Origin of the sequence: Sulfurivirga caldicuralii, from assembly GCF_900141795.1 — a bacterium.
In the GTDB taxonomy this organism is placed as follows: Bacteria; Pseudomonadota; Gammaproteobacteria; order Thiomicrospirales; family Thiomicrospiraceae; genus Sulfurivirga; species Sulfurivirga caldicuralii.
Genome location: NZ_FSRE01000001.1, coordinates 500,899 through 522,346, shown reverse-complemented (window position 1 = coordinate 522,346; position 21,448 = coordinate 500,899). Strand labels below are relative to the sequence as shown.

The 21,448-nt window shown below is 58.8% G+C and carries 21 protein-coding genes and 5 tRNA genes; 3 read left to right on the top strand and 23 right to left on the bottom strand.

All coding sequences use genetic code 11. From position 1 onward, the window contains the following. Nucleotides 1–5 precede the first annotated feature (5 nt). Nucleotides 6–926 (top strand): sensor domain-containing diguanylate cyclase, encoded by a 921-nt coding sequence (locus BUQ81_RS02720; protein WP_074200841.1) that lies wholly within the window; start codon nt 6–8, stop codon nt 924–926. A gap of 323 nt (nt 927–1,249) precedes the next feature. Here the strand turns inward: BUQ81_RS02720 and BUQ81_RS02715 are convergent. The 12 genes from BUQ81_RS02715 to tig all read right to left on the bottom strand — a co-directional run bounded on the left by BUQ81_RS02715 (nt 1,250) and on the right by tig (nt 10,777). After that, nucleotides 1,250–1,338: transfer RNA gene (locus tag BUQ81_RS02715), tRNA-Leu, on the bottom strand. 38 nt (nt 1,339–1,376) lie between these two features. Continuing rightward, nucleotides 1,377–1,940 carry a CDP-diacylglycerol--glycerol-3-phosphate 3-phosphatidyltransferase gene (pgsA, locus tag BUQ81_RS02710; protein ID WP_074200840.1) on the bottom strand — a complete coding sequence of 188 codons (564 nt, stop codon included), beginning with the start codon at nt 1,938–1,940 and terminating at the stop codon, nt 1,377–1,379. 306 nt (nt 1,941–2,246) lie between these two features. Then, on the bottom strand, nt 2,247–4,052 hold the full coding sequence (gene uvrC, locus BUQ81_RS02705; RefSeq protein ID WP_074200839.1) for an excinuclease ABC subunit UvrC: 1,806 nt from the start codon (nt 4,050–4,052) through the stop codon (nt 2,247–2,249). Nucleotides 4,053–4,065: 13 nt separating this feature from the next. Then, a tRNA-Asp gene (locus BUQ81_RS02700) sits at nt 4,066–4,142 on the bottom strand. A 21-nt stretch (nt 4,143–4,163) separates the two neighbouring features. Beyond that, nucleotides 4,164–4,239: transfer RNA gene (locus BUQ81_RS02695), tRNA-Val, on the bottom strand. A gap of 9 nt (nt 4,240–4,248) precedes the next feature. Further along, nucleotides 4,249–4,325, bottom strand: a tRNA-Asp gene (locus BUQ81_RS02690). 17 nt (nt 4,326–4,342) lie between these two features. Beyond that, nucleotides 4,343–4,418: transfer RNA gene (locus BUQ81_RS02685), tRNA-Val, on the bottom strand. 158 nt (nt 4,419–4,576) lie between these two features. Continuing rightward, nucleotides 4,577–5,017 carry an HU family DNA-binding protein gene (locus BUQ81_RS08900; RefSeq protein ID WP_268807716.1) on the bottom strand — a complete coding sequence of 147 codons (441 nt, stop codon included), beginning with the start codon at nt 5,015–5,017 and terminating at the stop codon, nt 4,577–4,579. Beyond that, entirely contained in the window at nt 5,007–7,424 is a 2,418-nt protein-coding gene (gene lon, locus BUQ81_RS02675; protein ID WP_074200837.1) for an endopeptidase La, read from the bottom strand. The genes BUQ81_RS08900 and lon overlap by 11 nt, the downstream gene beginning before the upstream one ends. A gap of 4 nt (nt 7,425–7,428) precedes the next feature. Next, nucleotides 7,429–8,754 carry an ATP-dependent Clp protease ATP-binding subunit ClpX gene (clpX, locus tag BUQ81_RS02670; protein WP_074200836.1) on the bottom strand — a complete coding sequence of 442 codons (1,326 nt, stop codon included), beginning with the start codon at nt 8,752–8,754 and terminating at the stop codon, nt 7,429–7,431. After that, the gene (gene clpP / locus BUQ81_RS02665) at nt 8,747–9,358 is read right to left on the bottom strand and encodes an ATP-dependent Clp endopeptidase proteolytic subunit ClpP (RefSeq protein WP_074200835.1); all 612 of its coding nucleotides are present in this window, start codon (nt 9,356–9,358) and stop codon (nt 8,747–8,749) included. Before clpP ends, clpX begins: the two co-directional genes overlap by 8 nt. Nucleotides 9,359–9,469: 111 nt before the next feature. Then, on the bottom strand, nt 9,470–10,777 hold the full coding sequence (gene tig, locus BUQ81_RS02660; RefSeq protein WP_074200834.1) for a trigger factor: 1,308 nt from the start codon (nt 10,775–10,777) through the stop codon (nt 9,470–9,472). Nucleotides 10,778–10,948: 171 nt separating this feature from the next. On the opposite strand from tig, the gene BUQ81_RS02655 reads away from it, so the two are divergent. Next, the gene (locus tag BUQ81_RS02655) at nt 10,949–11,179 is read left to right on the top strand and encodes a YgaP family membrane protein (protein WP_074200833.1); all 231 of its coding nucleotides are present in this window, start codon (nt 10,949–10,951) and stop codon (nt 11,177–11,179) included. Between the two features lie 98 nt (nt 11,180–11,277). Here the strand turns inward: BUQ81_RS02655 and lolD are convergent, their stop codons facing one another. The 5 genes from lolD to BUQ81_RS02630 form a co-directional block, all read right to left on the bottom strand. Beyond that, on the bottom strand, nt 11,278–11,961 hold the full coding sequence (gene lolD, locus BUQ81_RS02650) for a lipoprotein-releasing ABC transporter ATP-binding protein LolD (protein ID WP_074200832.1): 684 nt from the start codon (nt 11,959–11,961) through the stop codon (nt 11,278–11,280). Further along, nucleotides 11,954–13,204 carry a lipoprotein-releasing ABC transporter permease subunit gene (locus tag BUQ81_RS02645; protein ID WP_074200831.1) on the bottom strand — a complete coding sequence of 417 codons (1,251 nt, stop codon included), beginning with the start codon at nt 13,202–13,204 and terminating at the stop codon, nt 11,954–11,956. The genes lolD and BUQ81_RS02645 overlap by 8 nt, the downstream gene beginning before the upstream one ends. Nucleotides 13,205–13,292: 88 nt before the next feature. Next, complete coding sequence (locus BUQ81_RS02640) at nt 13,293–14,024, bottom strand: hypothetical protein (RefSeq protein WP_074200830.1); 732 nt, start codon at nt 14,022–14,024, stop codon at nt 13,293–13,295. Nucleotides 14,025–14,037: 13 nt separating this feature from the next. Beyond that, on the bottom strand, nt 14,038–14,529 hold the full coding sequence (locus tag BUQ81_RS02635; RefSeq protein ID WP_074200829.1) for a hypothetical protein: 492 nt from the start codon (nt 14,527–14,529) through the stop codon (nt 14,038–14,040). A gap of 72 nt (nt 14,530–14,601) precedes the next feature. After that, the gene (locus tag BUQ81_RS02630) at nt 14,602–16,536 is read right to left on the bottom strand and encodes a DNA repair helicase YoaA (RefSeq protein ID WP_074200828.1); all 1,935 of its coding nucleotides are present in this window, start codon (nt 16,534–16,536) and stop codon (nt 14,602–14,604) included. Nucleotides 16,537–16,636: 100 nt separating this feature from the next. Here BUQ81_RS02630 and ykgO point away from each other — a divergent pair, with 100 nt between their 5' ends. Next, nucleotides 16,637–16,762 carry a type B 50S ribosomal protein L36 gene (gene ykgO / locus BUQ81_RS02625; RefSeq protein WP_074200940.1) on the top strand — a complete coding sequence of 42 codons (126 nt, stop codon included), beginning with the start codon at nt 16,637–16,639 and terminating at the stop codon, nt 16,760–16,762. 48 nt (nt 16,763–16,810) lie between these two features. Here the strand turns inward: ykgO and rnhB are convergent, their stop codons facing one another. The 6 genes from rnhB to BUQ81_RS02595 are packed head-to-tail and all read right to left on the bottom strand — an operon-like array spanning nt 16,811 to nt 21,409. Then, nucleotides 16,811–17,440 carry a ribonuclease HII gene (gene rnhB, locus BUQ81_RS02620; RefSeq protein ID WP_074200827.1) on the bottom strand — a complete coding sequence of 210 codons (630 nt, stop codon included), beginning with the start codon at nt 17,438–17,440 and terminating at the stop codon, nt 16,811–16,813. Next, a complete protein-coding gene (gene lpxB, locus BUQ81_RS02615) occupies nt 17,437–18,579 on the bottom strand; it encodes a lipid-A-disaccharide synthase (RefSeq protein ID WP_074200826.1) in 1,143 nt (380 codons plus the stop codon). Before lpxB ends, rnhB begins: the two co-directional genes overlap by 4 nt. Before the next feature lie 2 nt (nt 18,580–18,581). Then, nucleotides 18,582–19,352, bottom strand: coding sequence for an acyl-ACP--UDP-N-acetylglucosamine O-acyltransferase (gene lpxA / locus BUQ81_RS02610; RefSeq protein ID WP_074200939.1), 771 nt, complete (start codon nt 19,350–19,352; stop codon nt 18,582–18,584). Nucleotides 19,353–19,367: 15 nt separating this feature from the next. After that, nucleotides 19,368–19,811, bottom strand: a complete 444-nt coding sequence (gene fabZ / locus BUQ81_RS02605; RefSeq protein ID WP_456119724.1) for a 3-hydroxyacyl-ACP dehydratase FabZ — start codon at nt 19,809–19,811, stop codon at nt 19,368–19,370. 33 nt (nt 19,812–19,844) lie between these two features. Continuing rightward, nucleotides 19,845–20,900, bottom strand: coding sequence for a UDP-3-O-(3-hydroxymyristoyl)glucosamine N-acyltransferase (lpxD, locus tag BUQ81_RS02600; protein ID WP_159432255.1), 1,056 nt, complete (start codon nt 20,898–20,900; stop codon nt 19,845–19,847). A gap of 14 nt (nt 20,901–20,914) precedes the next feature. Next, the gene (locus BUQ81_RS02595; RefSeq protein WP_234947301.1) at nt 20,915–21,409 is read right to left on the bottom strand and encodes an OmpH/Skp family outer membrane protein; all 495 of its coding nucleotides are present in this window, start codon (nt 21,407–21,409) and stop codon (nt 20,915–20,917) included. Nucleotides 21,410–21,448 lie beyond the last annotated feature (39 nt).

Genomic DNA, 21,448 nt, shown 5'->3' with positions numbered 1-21,448 from the left:
ACACCATGCCCGAGCAGCTCGCCAAAGCGCAGTCCCACCTCGATGCCATCGCCAATGCCTTCCCCGACCCCATTTTCATCATGGGGGAGGATGGCACCTATCTGGACGTGATCGGTGGGCGCGAGCGTGCCCTCTACGCCGACGGCCGTTCACTGGTCGGCAGAAAGTACCACGATGTGCTGCCGAAGGAGATGGCAGACCGCTTCCTCAAGGTAGTACAGATCACCCTCAAGACCGGCCGCCTGCAGGAAATCGAATACGCCCTCTCCAATGACGAGATCGATGGGATCGAGCAGAATGGCCCGCAGGGCACGCAGTGGTATGAAGCGCGCGTCTATCCGGTGGACACGGATGCCTACGGACAGCCTGCGGTGCTGTGGCTGGCCATCAACATCACCAGGCGCAAGCACATGGAAGAGCAGCTGGAAGCCTTGTCCAAGTACGACCCGCTCACCGGCCTGCTCAACCGCGACTTTTTCCTCGGCGTGCTGGACGAGGAGCTCAAGCGCACGCGCCTCAACAACGAACCCCTCTCGCTGATCAAGATCGACCTGGAGTGTTTCCGCAATGTGGTGGATACCTTTGGGCATGAAGCCGGTGACCGCGCCATTCTGCACGCCACCCACGCGCTGAAAAAGGTGATCGAAGAGCCGGGGCTGGGCTTTCTGGGGCGGCTAAGCTGTGATCAGTTCATGGCGGCGCTGCCAGGCATGAAGGCGGTGGACGCCTTCCGCGTCGCCAAGCTGGCGCAGCAGGCAATCAGCAGCCAGCAGCTGGAGTTCAACGGCATCCGCACCTGCCTGACCACGCGCGGTGGCGTCACCGAAGTGCGCGACGAGTCCGACAACGCTGAAACCCTGTTCAAGCGCGTCAATCAGGCCATCGCGGAACTGGCCAACAGCCGCGAAAACACCAAGATCGCTTGATCGTGGCACCGCCCCCCTGACGGGCGCGGCAATAGCGATTCTGGTTCAAGGCGTGGCGAGCGCAGCATGGTCTTTCCATGTACGAGCGCAACAGAGAAGCATTGGACCACAACTGCCCTACCCCTTCGGAGGGTGGCCGGATGGCGACATCTGCCGTGTTGCCTGCCTTGGATTTGGCCCAACCCAGCCCCGTGGCGCGACTTGCATCTGCTCAACACAGCAGCACCTGCAACGCGAGCGCATGCAGCGGTTATGTGCAGGTGCGAGGCGCATTTTCGGCCCAACAAAAAAGCCGCCTGCAGATGAGGCGGCTTTTTCATGTCTGGTGCCCAGGGCGGGAATCGAACCCGCACGGACCGCAAGGTCCGAGGGATTTTAAGTCCCTTGCGTCTACCAGTTTCGCCACCTGGGCAAAGCGCGGCCCATTATAAAGGGGCCAGGCGGCAAATCCTACTGCAGAGTCTTGCGCAGATGCGGCCAGGCCGAGCGCATGTATTCGATCCAGGTAATCAATGTCAGCAGCGCGGCCAGGTACAGCGCCGGAAAGCCCAGCGCGCCCCAGTTGATGCCCCACAGCGTATCGCCGTACAGCAGCCAGGTGAGCGCCGCCAGCTGGATGGCCGTTTTCCACTTACCCAGCCTGGAAACTGCCACTACTTCACGGATATTGTGCTCGGCCATCCATTCGCGCAGGCCGGAAATGGCCAGCTCGCGCATGATGATCACAATCGCCGACAGGGTCACCAGCAGCTGCTGGTATTCCGCCGCCACCATGACCAATGCAGCGCCCACGGCCAGCTTGTCCGCCACCGGGTCCACAAACGCACCCAGCTTGGAAGTGCTGCCCAGCCGCCGCGCCAGAAACCCGTCCAGCCAGTCGGTTATGGCGGCGATCATGAACGCCAGTGCCCCCCAGAAATGGGCGGACTCGATGGGCAGGTAGTAAAGCAGAATGAACACCGGGATCAGAATGATGCGACCCCAGGTCATCCACATGGGCAGGGTGTTGGCCATAATGGCGACGTCCTCTGTGGAAACTCAGGCACCCGCGCAAAACCTCTGAACGGCCGCGACAGTGATGATTTCAGTTCAAGGCAAGGCGCAACGAACGTGGCATGGTCACTCCGTGCGAGTGATGTGCAACGCCGTCTTAGGCCAGAATCGCCCTGTCCCTTCGGGTTGCGGCGGGATGGCAGCATCTTCTGCGTTGAGCATCCTGCCTTTAGCGCCACCAAAGGCTGCCCCGTGCGCCTTGAATCTGCTGCCCTCGCGCCAGCAACGCGAGCGCATTCAGAGGGTTTGCGCAGGTGCCTCAAAATCTTACTCGATTTCGCCGTGGAAATGGTCGTAAATGCGCTGTGCCAGCCGCTGGCTGACCCCTTTCACCTTGGCCAGTTCACTCACGGAGGCATCCTGCAGTTGCCTGAGGCCGCCGAAGTGGGTGAGCAGACGCTGACGCAGTTTGGGTCCCACCCCTTCGATTTCCTCCAGACGCGTGCCCAGCTGGCGTTTCTGACGGCGGCCGCGATGACCGGTAATGGCAAAGCGGTGGGCCTCGTCACGCAGAAAATTGATCAGATGCAGCGCGGGTTCTTCCGGCGGCAGATCAATGCCCGCTTCCTCATAGGGGGTATGCAATACCTCAAGCCCCACCTTGCGCCCTTCTCCCTTGGCCACACTCACCAGCGGCAGGTGATCCAGATCAAGATCCTTCAGCACCGCCAGTGCGCGATTGAGCTGCCCCTTGCCCCCGTCGATGACAATCAGGTCCGGCAGCTGTTCCGGCTGCGCCCTGAGCCGGCCGTAATGCCGGCGCAGCACCTGTTCCATGGCCGCATAGTCATCCCCGGGGGTAATCCCCTCCACGTTGTAGCGCCGATAGCGTGACTTGTCCGGCACACCGTCACGAAAACAGACACAGCTGCCCACGGTTTCCTGCCCTTGGGTGTGACTGATGTCAAAGCACTCCATCACCTGTGGCGGACGTGGCAGCGCAAGTACCGCCTGCACAGCGGCAAGTTTCTGCTCCTGCGTGGCCTTCTGGGTCAGATGCTGACGCAACGCAGCCTGGGCATTGGTTTCCGCCAGCTTGATCAGCTCCTTTTCCGTGCGCGTGCGCGCTACCCCCAAGCGTGGATGTGGGGGGTCCCCGACTTTTTCAAACCAGCTTTTTTCGGCCAGGTCAAATGGCAGCAGAATGGTGCGTGGACGCGTACGTTCCGCGTAATATTGTCCCAGAAAGGCTTCCAGAACCTCTTTTGGGCTGGCTTCGGCCGCCTTGGGGTAGAAAGTCTGCGACCCCCACAGCGTCCCCCCCTGATAGCGCATCAGCACCACGGCATACTGATCTCCTTGACCCGCAAGCCCGATCACGTCCAGTTCGCCCGCCTGCTGATTGATCAGGTACTGGCTCTGTATGGCACGCAAGGCGGCAATGCGGTCGCGCAGCTGCGCTGCTCTTTCGAACTCAAGCGCCAACGCTGCCTGCTGCATCTGCTCGCCGAGGTATTCGATCACTTCGAAACTCTTGCCCTCGAGAAACAGCAGCGTATTGCGTACATCCTCCGCATACTCTTCGTCGGACACCAGACCTACACACGGTCCGGAGCAGCGCCCAATCTGGTATTGCAGACAGGGGCGGCTGCGGTGGCGAAACACACTGTCGCTGCATTGGCGCACGGGAAAGATCTTCTGCAGGGCGTGCAAAGTCTGATACACAGCACCGGCATCGGGAAACGGCCCGAAGTAGGCGCCCTTCTTGCGCTTGGCACCACGATGGAAATAAAGGCCGGGATAGCGGTCTTTCGTATTCACATAAATGTAGGGATAGGACTTGTCGTCGCGAAACAGCACGTTATAGCGGGGATTGTGCCGCTTGATGAGCGTGCTTTCCAGCAGCAGGGCTTCGGCCTCGGTTTCGGTCAGAGTCACTTCAATGGAGGCAATCTGGCTGACGAGCCGAGCCGTCTTGGGGCTGTCGTGCTGCTTCTGGAAATAACTGCTGACACGGCGCTTCAGATTGCGTGCCTTGCCCACATAGATGATCTGCCCGTCGGCATTGAGCATGCGGTAAACGCCCGGTCGTTCCGGCAACGTCTTGAGAAAGGCTTGGATATCAAACGACATAGGCAGAAGAAGATGGCGGAGCGGACGGGACTCGAACCCGCGACCCCCGGCGTGACAGGCCGGTATTCTAACCAGCTGAACTACCGCTCCGCAGTGTCGCCTCGAACGAGGTGGTGGGTGCTGCAGGGATCGAACCTGCGACCCTCGCCTTGTAAGGGCGATGCTCTCCCAGCTGAGCTAAGCACCCGTAATGTAATGGCGGAGCGGACGGGACTCGAACCCGCGACCCCCGGCGTGACAGGCCGGTATTCTAACCAGCTGAACTACCGCTCCGCAGTGGTTTGGTTGAGTGGTGGGTGCTGCAGGGATCGAACCTGCGACCCTCGCCTTGTAAGGGCGATGCTCTCCCAGCTGAGCTAAGCACCCGCAATCAATGAGCGCGTATTATAAGGGTCAGAATGCAGGTGTCAAGCGATTTTGCATGGAAGCGTGCGCAGGAGTCGCGCAGACTCAGCGAGCCTCTCCCACAAAATAAAAAGCCGCTTTGCAGCGGCTTTTAAATCCGGATGTACGACGAAATCGGATCAGTTGACAGCGTCCTTGAGGGCTTTGCCTGGCGTGAACTTGGGTACTTTCGCTGCAGGAATCTGAATGGTCTTGCCGGTTTGCGGGTTACGACCGGTACGGGCTGCACGTTCACCGACCTTGAAGGTACCGAAACCAATCAGAGAAACCTGCTCGCCGTTTTTCAGGGCTTCGGTCACGGCTTCCATGGCTGCATCCAGGGCTGCAGCAGCCTGTGCCTTGCTCAGACCAGCCTTCTCCGCGATCACGCTTACCAGTTCCGTTTTATTCATTGTGATAGCTCTCCATGAGTTTGTTTGAACCTTTCCATCCTCTGATGCCCGCCTCGCGCTGCCACCAGAGTTCTGACGGTAGTTTGAATTTATAGCAATGCCCTGTGAGGTGTCAAGAAAAAAGGGCGCTCTGGCGCCCTTTTCACCATCAAGTTTTTTAATGGGCACTTTCACTGGCCGATACGGCGGGCTCAGCAGTGACTAGACAACTGAACGCCTCGGCATTATCCACTGGTTTCGGCAGGCGTTCCAATGCATGCTCGAATACCTCGTCCACCCAGCGCACCGGCACGATCTCCAGTTCACCCTTGATCTCATCGGGGATCTCGGCCAGATCACGTACATTATCATGCGGGATAAGCACCTTGCGGATATCTGCGCGCAGGGCGGCCAGCAACTTCTCCTTGAGACCGCCGATGGGCAACACCTCGCCTCGCAGGGTGATCTCACCGGTCATGGCCACGTCGTTGCGCACCGGAATATTGGTGAGCACGGATGCTATGGCCGTAGCGATGGCGATGCCGGCGCTGGGACCGTCCTTCTTGATGGCACCTTCCGGGAAGTGCAGGTGCAGGTCCACCTTTTCGTAGAAGTCCGGCTGCAGGCCCAGCTGCGCGGTGCGGCTGCGGATCACGCTCACCGCCGTTTCCACCGACTCTTGCATCACATCGCCCAACTGACCGGTCCGCTTGATGCGTCCCTTGCCAGGCATGCAGGTGGCTTCCACGTGCAGCAGATCGCCGCCCACACGGGTCCAAGCCAGACCATTGACCAGGCCAACGCGGTTCTGCTGCATCTTTTCACCATGACGATAGCGCGCCACGCCCAGATAGGCTTCCAGATGCTCAGGCTCCACCACCACGGGCGCCTGTTTCTCGCCCTCCTCCAGTGCCTTGACCACCTTACGCGCAATCTTGGCCAGTTCGCGCTCCAGACTGCGCACACCTGCTTCGCGGGTATAGCCACGGATAATCGCCTCGATCGCCGCTTCCGTAATCTGCAGTTCATCGGCCTTGAGGCCATGGTTGCGCAGCTGACGCGGCAACAGATGCTGCATGGCGATATGCTTTTTCTCCAACTCGGTATAGCCTGACAACTGAATGATTTCCATACGATCCAGCAACGGTTCCGGCATATCCATGGAGTTGGAGGTGGCCACGAACATCACTTCGGACAGATCGTAATCCACTTCCAGATAATGGTCGTTGAAGGTACTGTTTTGTTCGGGATCCAGCACCTCCAGCAGCGCAGCCGCCGGATCGCCACGGAAATCCGCGCTCATCTTGTCGATTTCATCCAGCAGGAACAGCGGGTTTTTCACGCCGGCCTTGACCATTTTCTGAATGATGCGGCCCGGCAGCGCGCCCAGATAGGTGCGACGATGGCCGCGGATCTCGGCTTCGTCGCGCACGCCACCCAGGGACATGCGCACGAACTTGCGGTTGGTAGCTTCGGCAATGGAGCGCGCCAGCGACGTCTTGCCCACGCCCGGCGGACCCACCAGGCACAGGATCGGCCCATTGAGCTTGCGCACCCGTTTCTGCACAGCGAGATACTCGAGAATGCGCTCCTTGACCTTTTCCAGCCCATAGTGATGGGCATCGAGGATTTTTGCCGCACGCTTGATATCCTTGGAAACGCGAGTGCGCTTCTTCCACGGCACATCCAGCAGCCACTCGATGTAGTTGCGCACCACGGCTGCCTCGGCGGACTGAGGCGGCATCATGCGCAGCTTATTCAGCTCCGACAGCGCCTTTTCCTTGACCTCGTCGGGCATGCCGGCCGCTTCGATCTTGGTTTTCAGATCGACATATTCATCTTCTTCGCCGTCGCTGCGCCCCAGTTCCTTGTGGATCGCCTTGATCTTTTCGTTGAGGTAGTACTCGCGCTGATTGCGGTCCATCTGCTTCTTGACCCGCTCGGCGATGCGCTTTTCCGCCTCGATCAGGTCGATCTGGGTTTCAACCAGGGCGATCAGCTTTTCAACGCGCTTGTTGAGCGAGGAAGTTTCCAGCAGCTGCTGCTTGGCTTCCAGAGTCAGGTCCAGATTGGCTGCCACCAGATCCACCAGCACATCCGGCTCCTCGGCACGCTCCACGGAGCCGCGCACGTCGCTGGAGAGCTTGCTGTTGAGCTTTGCGTAATGGGCGAAACGCTCCTTAGCCAGCTTCATCAGCTGCTGCAACTCTGCCTCGTCGTCCACGCTGGAGTAGAGGCGGCGTATATCGCCACGAAAAACATGCTCATCCTCTTGCAGGTTGAGCAGCTCGAAGCGCTCCATGCCTTCGATCAGCACCTTGACGGTGCCGTCGGCCAGCTTGAGTGTCTGCAGAATGGTCGCCAGCGTACCGACGTGATACACATCCTCGTAGCGTGGGCTGTCCTGCTCCGGGTTCTTCTGCGAAACCAGGAAGATCTGCCGATCCCCCTGCATGGCTGCCTGGATCGCTTCGATGGACTTCTCGCGCCCTACAAACAGGGGCATGACGGTGCCCGGAAACACCACTACATCTCGCAGTGGCATCACCAGCGCACCCAGTTTCATGTCCAGTTGTTCGATATCGTGTTTGCTCATACTCTTATTCGGTTCCTGAGGCTTGTTGAGGTTTTTCGTTCGTCTTGCTGCTGGACTTGGCTGGCTTCTTGCCGCCGTCCTTCTTCTCGGTCTTGTACACCAGAACCGGCTGTTTGTCTCCCTTGACCACAGCTTCGTCGATCACCACCTTCTCTACATCTGGCATGCTGGGCAGGTCGTACATCAGATCCAGCAGCAGATGCTCGAGAATGGCGCGCAGACCGCGGGCGCCGGTCTTGCGCTTGATGGCTTCCTGCGCAATGGCGCGCACAGCATCATCGGTAAACTGCAGCTGCACGCCTTCCAGTTCGAACATCTTCTGGAACTGTTTCACCAGTGCATTTTTCGGCTCGGTGAGGATGCGTACCAACGCCTCTTCATCCAGCGCCTCCAGGGTGGCAATCACCGGCAGGCGACCAACGAATTCCGGGATCAGGCCATATTTGACCAGATCCTCCGGCTCCACCTGCTCGAACAGCTCGCTGATATCGCGATCCTTGTCCTTTGCCTTCACCACCGCGGCAAAACCGATGCCCGAACCCTGCGCAACGCGCTGCTCGATGATCTTGTCCAGGCCTTCGAAGGCGCCGCCCACGATGAACAGGATCTTGGAGGTGTCCACCTGAATCATTTCCTGATTCGGGTGCTTGCGCCCGCCCTGCGGCGGTACATTGGCAATGGTGCCTTCGATGATCTTCAGCAGTGCCTGCTGCACGCCTTCGCCGGAAACATCCCGGGTTATGGACGGGTTTTCCGACTTGCGCGTAATCTTGTCGATCTCATCGATATAGATAATGCCGCGCTCGGCCTTTTCCGGATCGTTATCACAGCGCTGCAGCAGCTTGAGGATGATGCTCTCCACATCCTCGCCCACATAGCCAGCTTCGGTCAGCGAGGTGGCGTCGGCAATGGCAAAGGGCACGTCCAGCATCTTGGCCAGCGTCTGTGCCAGCAGCGTCTTGCCCGAACCGGTCGGGCCAATCATGAGGATATTGGACTTGTTCAGCTCAACATCATCATCCTGCTGACCGGCCATCAGGCGCTTGTAGTGGTTGTAGACCGCCACGGCCAGAATCTTCTTGGCCTTGTCCTGACCGATGACATAGTCATCCAGGTGCTGCTTGATTTCGTGGGGCGTCGGCAGCTTGTCCAGCTGAAAGGTTGAGCTGCCTTCGCCGCGACCTTCAAATTCCTCGCGCAGAATCTCGTTGCACAGATTCACGCACTCGTCACAGATATAGACGCCAGGTCCCGCAATCAGCTTGCGCACCTCGTCCTGGTGCTTGCCGCAAAAGGAGCAGTAGAGATCCTTGTCGTCGTGCTTACTCATCGTTACCTTCTCGTTTTGTCAGAACCTGATCAATCAGGCCGTATTCCTGGGCTTCCCATGCGCCCATGAAGTTGTCTCGATCCGTGTCCTGCTCGATGCGCTCGAGCGGCTGACCCGTGTTTTTCGCCAGCTCTTCGTTCAAGGTATGGCGAATTTTCAGGATTTCCTTGGCGTGAATCTCGATATCGCTCGCCTGCCCCTGGAAACCGCCCAGCGGCTGGTGGATCATCACACGGCTGTGGGGCAGCGCATAGCGCTTGCCCTTGGCACCGCCCGCCAGCAGAAATGCGCCCATACTGGCCGCCTGACCGATGCACATGGTGCTGACATCGGGCTTGATGAAGTTCATGGTGTCGTAAATGGCCATCCCCGCCGTCACGCTCCCACCCGGCGAATTGATGTACAGATGGATATCCTTTTCCGGGTTCTCGGACTCAAGAAACAACATCTGTGCCACAATCAGGTTTGCCATGTGGTCTTCCACCGGGCCCACCAGAAAGATCACGCGCTCCTTCAGCAGGCGTGAGTAAATATCGAACGAGCGCTCGCCGCGGCTGGTCTGTTCGATGACGATGGGCACCAGGGTGTTTTCAATGTCTTGCATACAGGGTATTCCTTTTATCTTTTATTGTCTGTTTATAAGGATAGACTACCGCAAAAAAAAGGCTTGTCAAATGACAAGCCTTTTCACGCAAAGCCGTCACGGGAACGGTGATCACCCCTGAGCAGTCAGCTCCTCGAAGGTCTTTTTCACCGCGGTGGTCTTGGCTTTGTCGAGCACTGCGTCCGCCACCTTGTTTTCCACCAGAATGGCTTCGATCTCGCGCAGGTGCTCCGGATTCTGCTTGTACCACTGCACGACCTCTTCCGGATCTTCGTAGGCCGAGGCCTGCTCACGGATGTAGGCTTCGATCTCTTCCGGTGTCACCTCGATACCCAGATCCTTGATCAGCTGGCCAATGACCAGTCCCAGGCGGATGCGTTGCTCGGCACGCTCGCGGAAATCTTCCGCGTTCAGCTGCACCTGACTGGGATCCACGCCCTGCATCTGCAGCTCGCGCAGCTGGTTCTGCATCATGGTCTGGATCTCCTGATCCACCAGCGACTTGGGCAGCTTGATCTCCACGGCCTTGTCCAGCGCTGCCAGCACGGCATTGCGGTTCTGCGCGGTGACCAGGCGCTTGAGCTCGCGCGCCATGTTTTCGCGGATTTCCTTGCGGAACTCTTCCACATCGCCGCTTTCCACGCCGAACTCTTTCACAAATTCCTCATCCACCTCAGGCTTCTCTTCTACCTGAACGGAGTGCACCTTGATCTTGAACTCGGCATCCTTGCCGGCCAGGGACTCGGCGTGGTAGTCCTCGGGAAACTTAACGGTAATGGTCTTCTCTTCACCCTTCTTCATGCCGAGGATGCCTTCCTCGAAGCCGGGGATCATGCGGCCGCTGCCCAGCACGAGGGGCACGTTTTCCGCCTTGCCGCCTTCAAAGGCTTCACCATCCACAAACCCTTCAAAGTCGATGATCACCTGATTGCCCTCGGCCGCCTTCTTGTTGCCATTGGCCGGACGCCAGCGCTTCTTCTGATCACGCAGCTTGTCGATCATGGCATCCACGTCGGCATCGGTGATTTCACCTTCTACCTTTTCCACTTCGAGACTGCTCAGATCCGGCAGCTCGATTTCCGGCAGCACATCAAACTTGGCAGTAAAGCGAATGGTGTCGCCTTCGTCTTCCAGCTTTTCAAAGCGCGGGTAGCCGGCCACTTTCAGATCTTCCTGTGCGGCGGCATCGTAGAACGCCTTGTAAACCACATCGCCGAGAATTTCCTGGCGAACCTGCGGCCCGTAGCGCTTCTTGACGATAGACAGAGGCACCTTGCCCGGACGGAAGCCGTCCATCTTCACAGTGCGGCGGATTTCCGCCAGACGCTGGTTGACCTGCTCGTTGATCTGCTCGGCAGGCAGCACCACTTCCATTTCGTATTCGAGACCTGATTCAGGTTTGTTGACAGTGACTTGCATAAAACGCTCTACTCTGTAGGTTGACGATGCTTCGGGCCCAGGCCCGTCGATCAAAAGCCGCAATTATAAGCCATCTCGTCAAAACAACAACTTGAACTTGCCGTGCACTGTGCTGCATGGATAAAATAAGCTTTTGTTAATCCCCCTATAAATAATTTTGAGAGGACTGCCATGACCATCGAACGTTTCGTACCGATTTTTGCCGGCTCCATGATTCTGATCAGCCTGGCGCTGGCCATGTGGATCAACAGCTGGTGGATTCTGCTCACCGCCTTTGTCGGCCTGAATCTGATCATCTCTGCGCTGACCGGTTTCTGCCCGCTGGTGAAGATTCTGGAAAAACTGGGCATGAAGCACGGCCCCAGCCCCTTTGCTCCCCGTCAGGCACAACAGGAACAGTAAACCCCGCTCCATGCCATAAAAAAGCCCGCTGGACACTTGTTCTGCGGGCTTTTTTGTAGCGGCGAAAAAAACCGCCTCGCAAAAAGTCGGGGACCCCCCTATTCTTCCACCCTGATCATGCCATCCCGCAGGGTCAGCGTGCGGTCCATTCGCGCCGCAATGTTGACATCGTGGGTGACGACAAGCAGCGCGGTGCCAAAGCGCTGATTAAGGTCGTCCATCAGACTCAACACCTGCTCGGCTGAACGGCTGTCCAGATTGCCGGTGGGCTCATCCGCCAGCACGCAGTCCGGCTCGGTCACCAACGCCCGCGCCAGCGCCACCCGCTGACGTTCACCGCCGGAGAGCTCGGACGGCTTGTGCGCCGTGCGACGACTCAGCCCTACGGCATCCAGCAGCGCAAGGGCCTTGTCGCGCGCCGTCGCCTCGGATTCACGGCGGATCAGCAACGGCATCATCACGTTTTCTTCTGCCGTCAGCTCAGGCAGCAGATGGTGAAACTGATATACGAAGCCCATGTGGCGGTTGCGCAGCCGCCCGCGGGCGGCCTCCCCCAACTTGGAAAACGGCTGTCCCAATAACAGCACCTCGCCGTCTGTGGGCCGATCCAGCCCTCCCAGCAGGTGCAGCAGTGTGCTCTTGCCGGAGCCGGAACTGCCCACGATGGCCACCCGCTCACGGCGATGCAGGATCAGGGAAACGCCTTTTAACACCGGCGTCTCTGCTGGACCATCGCGATAGGTCTTGACCAGATTGCGCCCTTCAAGCACACGGTTATTCATAGCGCAACGCCTCCGCCGGTTGAATGCGTGCGGCCCGCCAACTGGGATAGAGCGTCGCCAGCAGCGTCAGCGCAAACGCCAGCAGCGCCACGCCTTCCACGTCGGTCCACGCCAGTTTTGAAGGCACTTCGCTGATGTAATAGACGTCCGGCGGGAAGAAGTGGAAGCCAAAGGTCCGCTCGATCCACGGCACCACCACATCCAGGTTGAGGGCCAGCGCCACACCCAAAACAATGCCCAGCAGGGTGCCGGCGGTCCCAATAATCAGTCCCTGCACCATGAACATGAACTGAATACTCAGCGGCGTCGCCCCCAGTGTACGCAATACGGCGATGTCACTCTGCTTGTCGGTCACCACCATGACCATCATGGAGACAATATTGAAAGCGGCCACCATGATGATCAGCGCCAGCACCAGAAACATCATGCGCTTTTCCATCTGCACGGCCTTGAAAAAGTTGCGGTGCTGCTGCGTCCAGTCCACCACATAGAGGGTGTCGTCCAGACGTTGCGCCAGGGCATCGCGTACCGGCTGAATGGCAAACAGGTCATCCAGCTTGAGCACCAGACTGGAGACCGCATCACCATAACGGAATATCTTGGCCGCATCCCGGATATGCACCACCGCCAGACCCACATCGTATTCGTACATGCCCACGGAAAAGGTACCCAGTACAGTAAAGCGCTTGAAGCGCGGCATCACGCCCAGCAGCGTGGCGCTGGCCTCGGGCGCGATGACGGTCACCTTGTCTCCCTTGCGTACGCCCAGCTTTTCCGCCAGATCCTTGCCCAGGTAGATGCCATATCGATGACCATTGAGTTCCTTCAGCGAACCATCCTCAATGGCTGCATCCAGTTTTGCCACCTGATTTTCATAGGCGGGATCCACCCCCCACAGCATGGCACCGGTCACATTACGACCGAACGCCAGCATGCTCTGCTCCTTGATAAGCGGCGCCGCCCCCACCACATGGGGCACATCCTGCACCGCCTCATAGACCTTTTTCCAATTGCGCAGACGCTGATCGTAGCCGGTGATCTGCATGTGTGCCGTCATGCTGAGGATACGCTCTCGCAGCTCCACCTGAAAGCCATTCATGACCGACATCACCACGATCAGCGCCATCACCCCCAGCGCGATGCCGGCCATGGAGGAAAAGGACATGAAGGAAATAAAGCCGTTACGGCGTTTGGCACGGGTATAGCGAATGCCCAGCTGCAGCTCGTAGGGGAGATTGTTCATCGGGGATCAGTGAAATGTCGCAAAGTCTGCAAGTATAAATGAAAAACCCGGCACGGGGCCGGGTTCATCGCAGGGTCTGAAGTCCGTTTCAGGCCTTTTTGCCTGCTTCCTTGTCTGCGTCGGAGGCCTTGTCGGTCTTTTCGGCCTCGTGCACCGCTGCCTGACATTCCTTGTCATCAGGATCCGGGCAGACCTTGTTGTGGGCCAGCTCGTATTCCTGTTCCTGCGCTTCAGGCGTCGGTGCTTGCGCCGCCATCAAAGCCGGTGCCAGGGTCTGGTAAACCGGTTCGGCCACAGTGTGCGCATACTGCCAGCGTACCACGCTGTCCGCAGCGAGCACAAACACGCTGACAAGGGTAGCCCCCCAGAACAGCCCCTCCAGAATGGAGCCGGTGGTCAGGCCGCTCACCAGGTTCAGATTCAGGGTCAACACCGAGGCTGCCAGCAGGAGATAAAGCCCCAGATAGGCATACCGATAGGGTGAATAGCGATCCAGCCAGATGGTCGCAATACCATAGTGGGTCAGCTGCTCAATCAGACCGTGCTTGCTGGCACCACTCTTTTCATACGCCTTCTGCCTGTCGGCTTCTGTCAATTCGCTCTTGGCCAGCTTGTCCAGATAGGCACTCAGGCTGCCATAGCCGAAAAAGAGGGTGTTGGCCAACAGGTAGAAGGTGGCGAAACCCAGTACGAACGCCACCTCTTCCGGCAGCCACGGACGAATGATCAGGTCCAGCAGCAACAGGGTGACGAATACCGCCAACGCGAACAGCATGCCCCAGTAGAGCACCTGTTCAAGCCAGTCTTTACGGGTAATCATGATTCACCCCTCCTTATTTGCTGTCGGCAGGTTTTTTCAGCGCTTCAGGGGCCTGTGCCGGCTGACCGTGGGTAAACACATGAGTCATGTCATACACATCCGGCAGCAGCGCATAGGCGTAGCGAATGGTGGTGGCCACTACATCGCCGTCCACCAGATCCGGTGTATTGGCTTTCATCTGCACCGCCAGTGTCGCCACAGAAAAGGCGGGCACTACGAAGGGCTTATCAAAGTCCACATAGGCGATTTCATAACCCTGTCCTTTCTTGGGCTGGAAAGCCACAGCCTTGCCCAGCAGGGTAATGGGCTGACCGCCCGGGTTGCTGAAGGTCAATGCCAGGGATTTCGCTTTCTGATCATACTTTGATGCGATCACGACCGGGGCAGCCGGCATGGTGGCCAGAGTGGCCTTCAGGTCGGCATTGCTCAGATAGCTGCCCGCACCCCAACCGGCGATAATACCAAGAAATGTCATCAGAAAAATCAGCGCGTAGGGTCGTTTCATGGGTATTCTCCTCTTGAACGGATTGAAAAATAAACTGAATGCCCCCCTTTCATAGGCGCAGACAAATGCATTTCAACCCTCTGAGGCAAAATTCTGCTTCAAAAAAGCAGCCGCGACGCGCCCGTCCTGCGTCCAGGCAAAGCGGGGCAGCTGATTGAGAATGGTGGTGCCATAGCTTCGCGAAGTGAGGCGCGGGTCGCAGAGAATCAGCACGCCATGGTCGGTTTCGGTGCGAATCAGGCGCCCCACCCCCTGCTTCAGCGCCAGCGTCGCCCGAGGCAGCTGCAACAGGGCAAAGCCGCTCTTGCCCTCCTCTTTCAGGCGCGTATCCTGCGCCTGCAGCACCGGATCGTCCGGGCTGGCGAAGGGAATCTTGTCGATCAGCACCACGCGCAAGTCATCCCCCGGAATATCCACCCCCTCCCAGAAACTGGCCGTCGCCAGCAGCAGCGGGCGCCGCGCAGCGCGGAATCGCTCGAGCAGTTGCGCCTTGCTGTCTTCGCCCTGCACCAGAACCGTCCCTTTCCAGTGGGGGCGCAACAGCTCAGCTGCCTCGTTCAGGGCGCGGAAACTGGAGAACAGCAACAGGGCATGCCCCTGCGCCGCTTCCAGCACAGGCCAGGCACGCCGCAGGCACTGGCGCGTGTAGTCGGGGCGATTGGGCTCCGGCAACTGCTCTGGGTGGTAGATCAGCCCCTGCGTCGCGTGGTCAAATGGGCTGTCCACTTTCAGCGTATCCACTTCGCCCAACCCCAGCTTGCGGCAAAAGGACGTAAAGCCGTGATGATCGGCCAGGGTCGCCGAGGTAAAGATCCACGCACCTTCCAGCTGCGCCTTGATGTTTGAAAAGTCGCCACTGATGGACAGAGGCGTCAGATATAACCGCCACCAGTTGCTCTGCACCTCGGCCCAGGCCACCGCATGCCCATCCTCGGCGCCCCGCCAGTGCCGGAGCGCGTCCAGCAACGTCTGGGCGCTCTGCGCCGCGGCCTGTAGCTGCACACTGCGGGGGGCGATGGCCTCCAGATGATCGCACAGCTGCTCCAGCGGCGCTTCAAGGGCTTCCATGAGAGCGGTTATCTCCGCGCGTCGCTCCCTCAAGGCCCAGCGCCCCTCAAACCGACTCAGGCTGCTCTGAAACGACAGGAGCGCGTCTTCAAGCGCGTCCAGCTGCTCGGACAGCACATTGTCGTCTGGTGCGTCTTCAGTACCCGCCTGGCGCGCATCCTTGAGCAACTGCACGAATTGGGCCGAACTGCACTGTTCACCGAAAAACTGCTGCATGGTTTCCGGCAGCTGATGGGCTTCATCAATGACATACACATCGAATTCGGGCAGCAGCGCCCCCTTGCCTTGCGCGCGCAACGCCATGTCCGCAGCCAGCAGATGATGATTCACCACCACCACCCGCGCGCTCTGGGCTTCGCGGCGCAGGCGCGGCACAATGCAGCCATCTCCCTCGTCATCACCGCACCTGGCCGCCTGACAAAACTCGGCGCGGGCACAGACATGCCGCCATGCCGGATCATCTTCCGGGACGTGCTCGCAATGGGCGCGATCCCCATCCCCACCACTGCTTAACCAGGTGCGGATCTGGGCGATGGCATGCAGCTGCGCCCGCGGCAGATCCGGATTGCGCTCGGCGAGCAACAGGCGCTGCTGGCAGACATAATTTTCACGCCCTTTCAGCTGCAGGACCTGTCCGCGCGGCGCCAGCTGCGCCATCAGCCGGGGCAAATCCCGTGCCGTGAGCTGCTCCTGCAGATTCTTGGTGGCGGTGGAAATAAGGATCTTTTTGCCGCTGAGCAGGGCCGGCACCAGATAGGCAAAGGTCTTGCCCGTCCCCGTGCCTGCCTCCACAACGAGCGTTCCCCGCGCCGTGATGGCTTTGGCCACCGCCTGGGCCATCTGTTGCTGACCCGGACGCGGCTGAAACCCCTCCACCACCTCCATAAGGGGGGACGCTGAAGAAAAATACCGATCGACGTGCTGTTCCAGGCGACTCATGGGGACGATAGTTTAGCCAATATGGTGTTGTACATTGACTTTTTGGCTATCCGTATGCATAATGCCGTTTTTTGAAGCCACCAGTTCAACGGGGATTGTCATGAAAGTTCTTTCTTCACTGAAATCAGCCAAGAAGCGACACAAGGACTGTCAGGTGGTTCGCCGCCGCGGCAAGGTCTATGTGATCTGCAAAACCAACCCGCGCTTCAAGGCCCGCCAGAAGTAATTTCTGATTGCTTCCGTGTCAAAAAGCCCGCTCGTTGAGCGGGCTTTTTTATTGTCCGTCAAGCAGGCGCCGCACCGGGGCAAAACTGGTTCGATACACCCCCTCAATGACACCATGTTGCTTCAGAGCCTCTAAGTGGGCCGGCGTCGGATACCCCTTGTGGCGGTCAAAGCCGTACTGAGGATAACGTGCGTGCAACGCCGCCATCTGTTCATCCCGATACACCTTGGCCAGAATCGAGGCTGCACTGATGCAGGCCACCTTGCCGTCCCCCTTGACCACAGCAGTACAGGGGGCAGGCAAGGGTTCCGGGCAACGATTGCCATCCACCCAGATATGGCCGGGCGTCACCTTGAGACCAGCGACGGCGCGCCGCATGGCCAGCAGAGTCGCCTGCAGAATATTGAGTGCATCAATCTGCGCAGGGCTTGCCTCGCCAATGCTCCAGGCGACCGCCTGCGAACGGATGGCTTGCGCCAGCGCTTCGCGCTTGGCGGCACTGAGCTTTTTGGAGTCATTCAGAGGAAGCGTACAGTCTGAGGGCAGGATCACGGCTGCAGCGACCACATTGCCGACCAGCGGGCCCCGCCCCACTTCATCCACGCCTGCCTGCAGTGCATGATCTTCCTGGGAGTGAAGACTGGCAAACAGATCAGCCTGTTGCGGATACTGCCTCATGGCAGCACGCCCCACTGCTGCATCGCCTCAACGGCCCGCTCGCCGGCCGGCTGCCGCAACTGCTGATGCATGTGCGCAAACGCATCCAGCTGTTTCCTACGCAGCAGCTCATCCACCACCAGCCTGCCCAGCTCCGGCGCAAGTCGTTCCGCCCGCGCCGCATCCTGCAGCAACTCGGGCACAACTTCTCGCCCTGCCAGTACATTGGGCAGCCCCACCCAGGGGGTTTTGACAAGTCTTTTCGCCAGCCAATAGGTCACCGGGTGCACCTTGCCAGTAATCACCATGGGGCATTTGCACAATGCTGCTTCCAGGGTGGCCGTGCCGGAAAAGACCAGGGCCTGATCAGCGGCCTGCAACACAGTGCTTGCCTGTCCTCGCACCAATTCAATCGGCAGCTTTTCGTTGTGAAGCGTTTCGGATAGGTAAGCATGGGCACGCGCATGCACGGTTGGCACGATAAATTGCATGTCGGGATACAGTTCCACCAGCAACCGCACGGTGCGCAGATACTCGGGCCAGATACGGGTGATCTCGCCCATGCGGGACCCCGGCAAAAGGGCTGTCAGCGACATCTGCTCAGGAACACCCAGGGTGCGTCGGGCCGCGACTCGATCCGGCTGCAACGGGATTTTCCAAGCCAGTGGATGCCCCACAAAGGCCGCCGGGATAGAGTATTTTTCGTAAAGGGGTGGCTCAAAGGGAAACAGCAGCAGTACACCATCAACCCAGTGGCGAATTTTCTCCAGCCGCTTCTCACGCCACGCCCATACGGACGGCCCCACATAGTGAATGGCGGGCACACCTGCCGCCTTGAGCGCCCGCTCCACGGCAAAATTGAAATCGGGGGCGTCGATGCCAATGAACAGATGGGGTGGCGTGCGCTTGAGCCGTTTGCTCAGTTGAGCACGCAGGGAAAGCAGTTCAGGCAGGCGCTTGAGCACGTCCCAAAACCCCATGACGGAAAGGGTTTCCATCGGATACCAGCTTTGCAGACCGGCAGCCTGCATGCCTGGCCCGCCAATGCCGACAAACTGTGCCTGAGGATAGTGCTGTTTCAAGGCCTGAATCAGATCCGCGCCCAGTGCATCGCCGGACGGCTCGCCGGCAACCAATGCAATCTGCAGCGGTGCAGCCATGGCTAGCGCACGATACCCCGCCTGGAGTTTTTAAGGAAGGCGATCAGGGAATCCAGCGTTCCCTGAGCGTCATTGATCAGCTCGATCTCTTCCAGGGCCTGTTCCAGCCGATTGCCGGTACGATAGAGAATACGGTAGGCCTTCTTGATAATCGCCATCTGCTCACGTGTGAAACCGCGGCGCTTCAGTCCTTCCGTGTTGATACCGCGCGGCTCGGCCAGGTTGCCGGAGACGACGACAAAGTCAGGCACATCCTGATTGATGACACTGCCCATGCCGCAGAAACTGTGCGCGCCGATACGGCAGAACTGGTGTACCAGCGTATAGCCGCCGAGAATGGCCCAGTCATGCACTTCCACGTGACCGGCCAGCGCCGAGGCGTTGGCAAAAATGGTGTGGTTGCCGACAACGCAGTCGTGGGCAATGTGCACGCCCGCCATGATCCAGTTGTCATCGCCAATGGTGGTTTCGCCACGATCCTGCACCGTGCCGCGATTGAGCGTCACATTTTCGCGAAAGGTGTTGCCATTGCCGATCACCAACCGGGTCGGCTCGCCATGGTATTTCTTATCCTGGGGGGCGGCGCCAATGGAGCCGAACTGATAGAAGTGGTTGTCTTCGCCGATGCGCGTCGGCCCCTGAATGACCACATGGGGCCCTACGATGGTGCCGGCGCCAATGTGCACATCACCATTGATGATGCTGTAGGGGCCGACACGCACGCCCTCATCCAGCTGCGCCTTGGGGTCAATCAGGGCTGTGGGATGAATCAGCGCCATGCCGTTCCCTCACACCTTGCGCTCGGCACAGAGCAGATCGGCACTGGCGATGACCTTGCCGTCCACTTCGGTCTTGCACTCGAACTTCCAGATGCCGCGCTTGTTGCTGACAGTCTTGACCTCGAAATCGAGGCGGTCGCCTGGGATGGCCGGCTGACGGAAACGACAGTTGTCCACCGCCGCGAGATAATACATGGAGCTGCCATCCGGCTTAACGCCCTGGGTGCGAAATGCCAGAATGCCGGTGCATTGTGCCATCGCCTCGATGATCATCACGCCCGGCATGATGGGGTGCTTGGGGAAATGACCGGTAAACTGGGGTTCGTTAAAGCTGATGTTCTTGTAGGCCTTGAGGTAGTCTCCTTCGACGCACTCCACCACACGGTCCACGAGCAGAAAAGGATAACGGTGCGGCAGATAGTCGAAAATGTCGGTAATCAGCATGGTGCTCATTTAAACAGTCCTTGATCAAGTATTACGAACCCGTCATTCGGACGAATTCAGCTGAGATTCCAGTTGAGCCAGACGCTTTTTAAGCGCTTTCAGTTCCTGATGGAGCTTGGGCAGACTGCGGGTATAGACCATGGTTTTCTGCCACTCCTTTTGCGGCTGCAGCGGAAAGCCGGCATAACTGCCCGGCTCGGTAACATCGGTGGTGACCCCACCGCGCGCCATGATCTGAACGCCGTCGGTAATGCGCAGATGGCCTGCAGTACCCACCTGCCCCGCGAGAATGCAGTGACGCCCGATTTCAGTGCTGCCGGATACGCCCACCTGGGCCACGATCGCCGTGCCATCACCCACCTTGACGTTATGGGCGAGATGCACCTGGTTGTCAATGATGACATCGTCCCCCACGACGGTATCATCCAGTGCGCCGCGGTCAATGGTTACCTGACTGCCAATGGAGCAGCGCGCGCCGATGACAACACGACCCAGTTGCGGCACCGGCTGCCAGCGCCCCTTGTGCGGCGCAAACCCAAAGCCATCGCCCCCGATCACTGCACCGGATTTGATGCGCGTGTTGGCGCCCACTTCACAGTCGTGATGGATGACCACATGGGGTTCGAGCCGCACACCTTCCTGCAGGACAACCCCTTGGTCAATAACACAGTGCGCCTCAATGATCACGTGATCTCCAATGCGCGCGTTGGGACCAACGACCACATAGGGCCCGATACTGACCGCCTCGCCCAGTGTCGCAGAGGGATCAACCTGCGCTGTGGGATGAATACCTGCTTGCACTGGCGCTGGCGGGGACAGCTTCTCTGCGACCAGCGCATAGGCGTAGTACGGATCATCCACCACAATCGCCGCGGTACCGCTCGGCACATCCTCTGCATGGACCGATTTGACCAGCACTGCACCGGCACGCGTGGCTTTAAGTTGAGTCAGGTATTTGTCATTGGCCAGAAAACTGACCGCCTCTGCATCAGCACTCGCCAAAGGAGCGACATGGCTAATAACCCTGTCCACTTCCGGACAGGCATCAACCCTGACATCGCGCTCTTTCAGGAAGGCGCACAGCTCGGAAAGGTGCACGGATTCGTCCTTTATTATCGGTTAAAGGCAGCTTTCTGTTGCTTGTAGCGCTTCTGAAGATACTGAAGAACTTGCGGCGTAATATCAATCCGCTTGCTGCTGAAAGCGATGCCGTCGTAGAGAATCAGGTCATACTTCTGGCTTTCGCCGATCTCCCGGATGGCCTGATTGATCAGCGCCTGCAACTTGCTCAGCTCTTCATTGCGACGCAGATTGACCAGCTCCTGGATGTCACTGCGACGTCGCTGGATTTCACGGGTCAGCAAGGCAATTTCACGCTCCTTGGCGGTACGCTGGGTTGCACTCATGGCCAGCTTGTTCTTGGCGTAATCCTTCTGCAGACCATCCAGCTTTTTCGCCAGCTTTTCCAGCTCTTTCTGCTGGGGGGCGAACTCCTGCTCCAGTTTCTTGCTGGCAGCCTTGGCCTGAGGCGCCTGCTCGATCAGCAGGCTGACATTGACCACACCCAGCTTGGCCGGGGGCTCGGCCCAGGCAACAGGAACGGTCATGAAGCAAATGGCAAATAAAAAAGCAAAAAATGGTGTGCG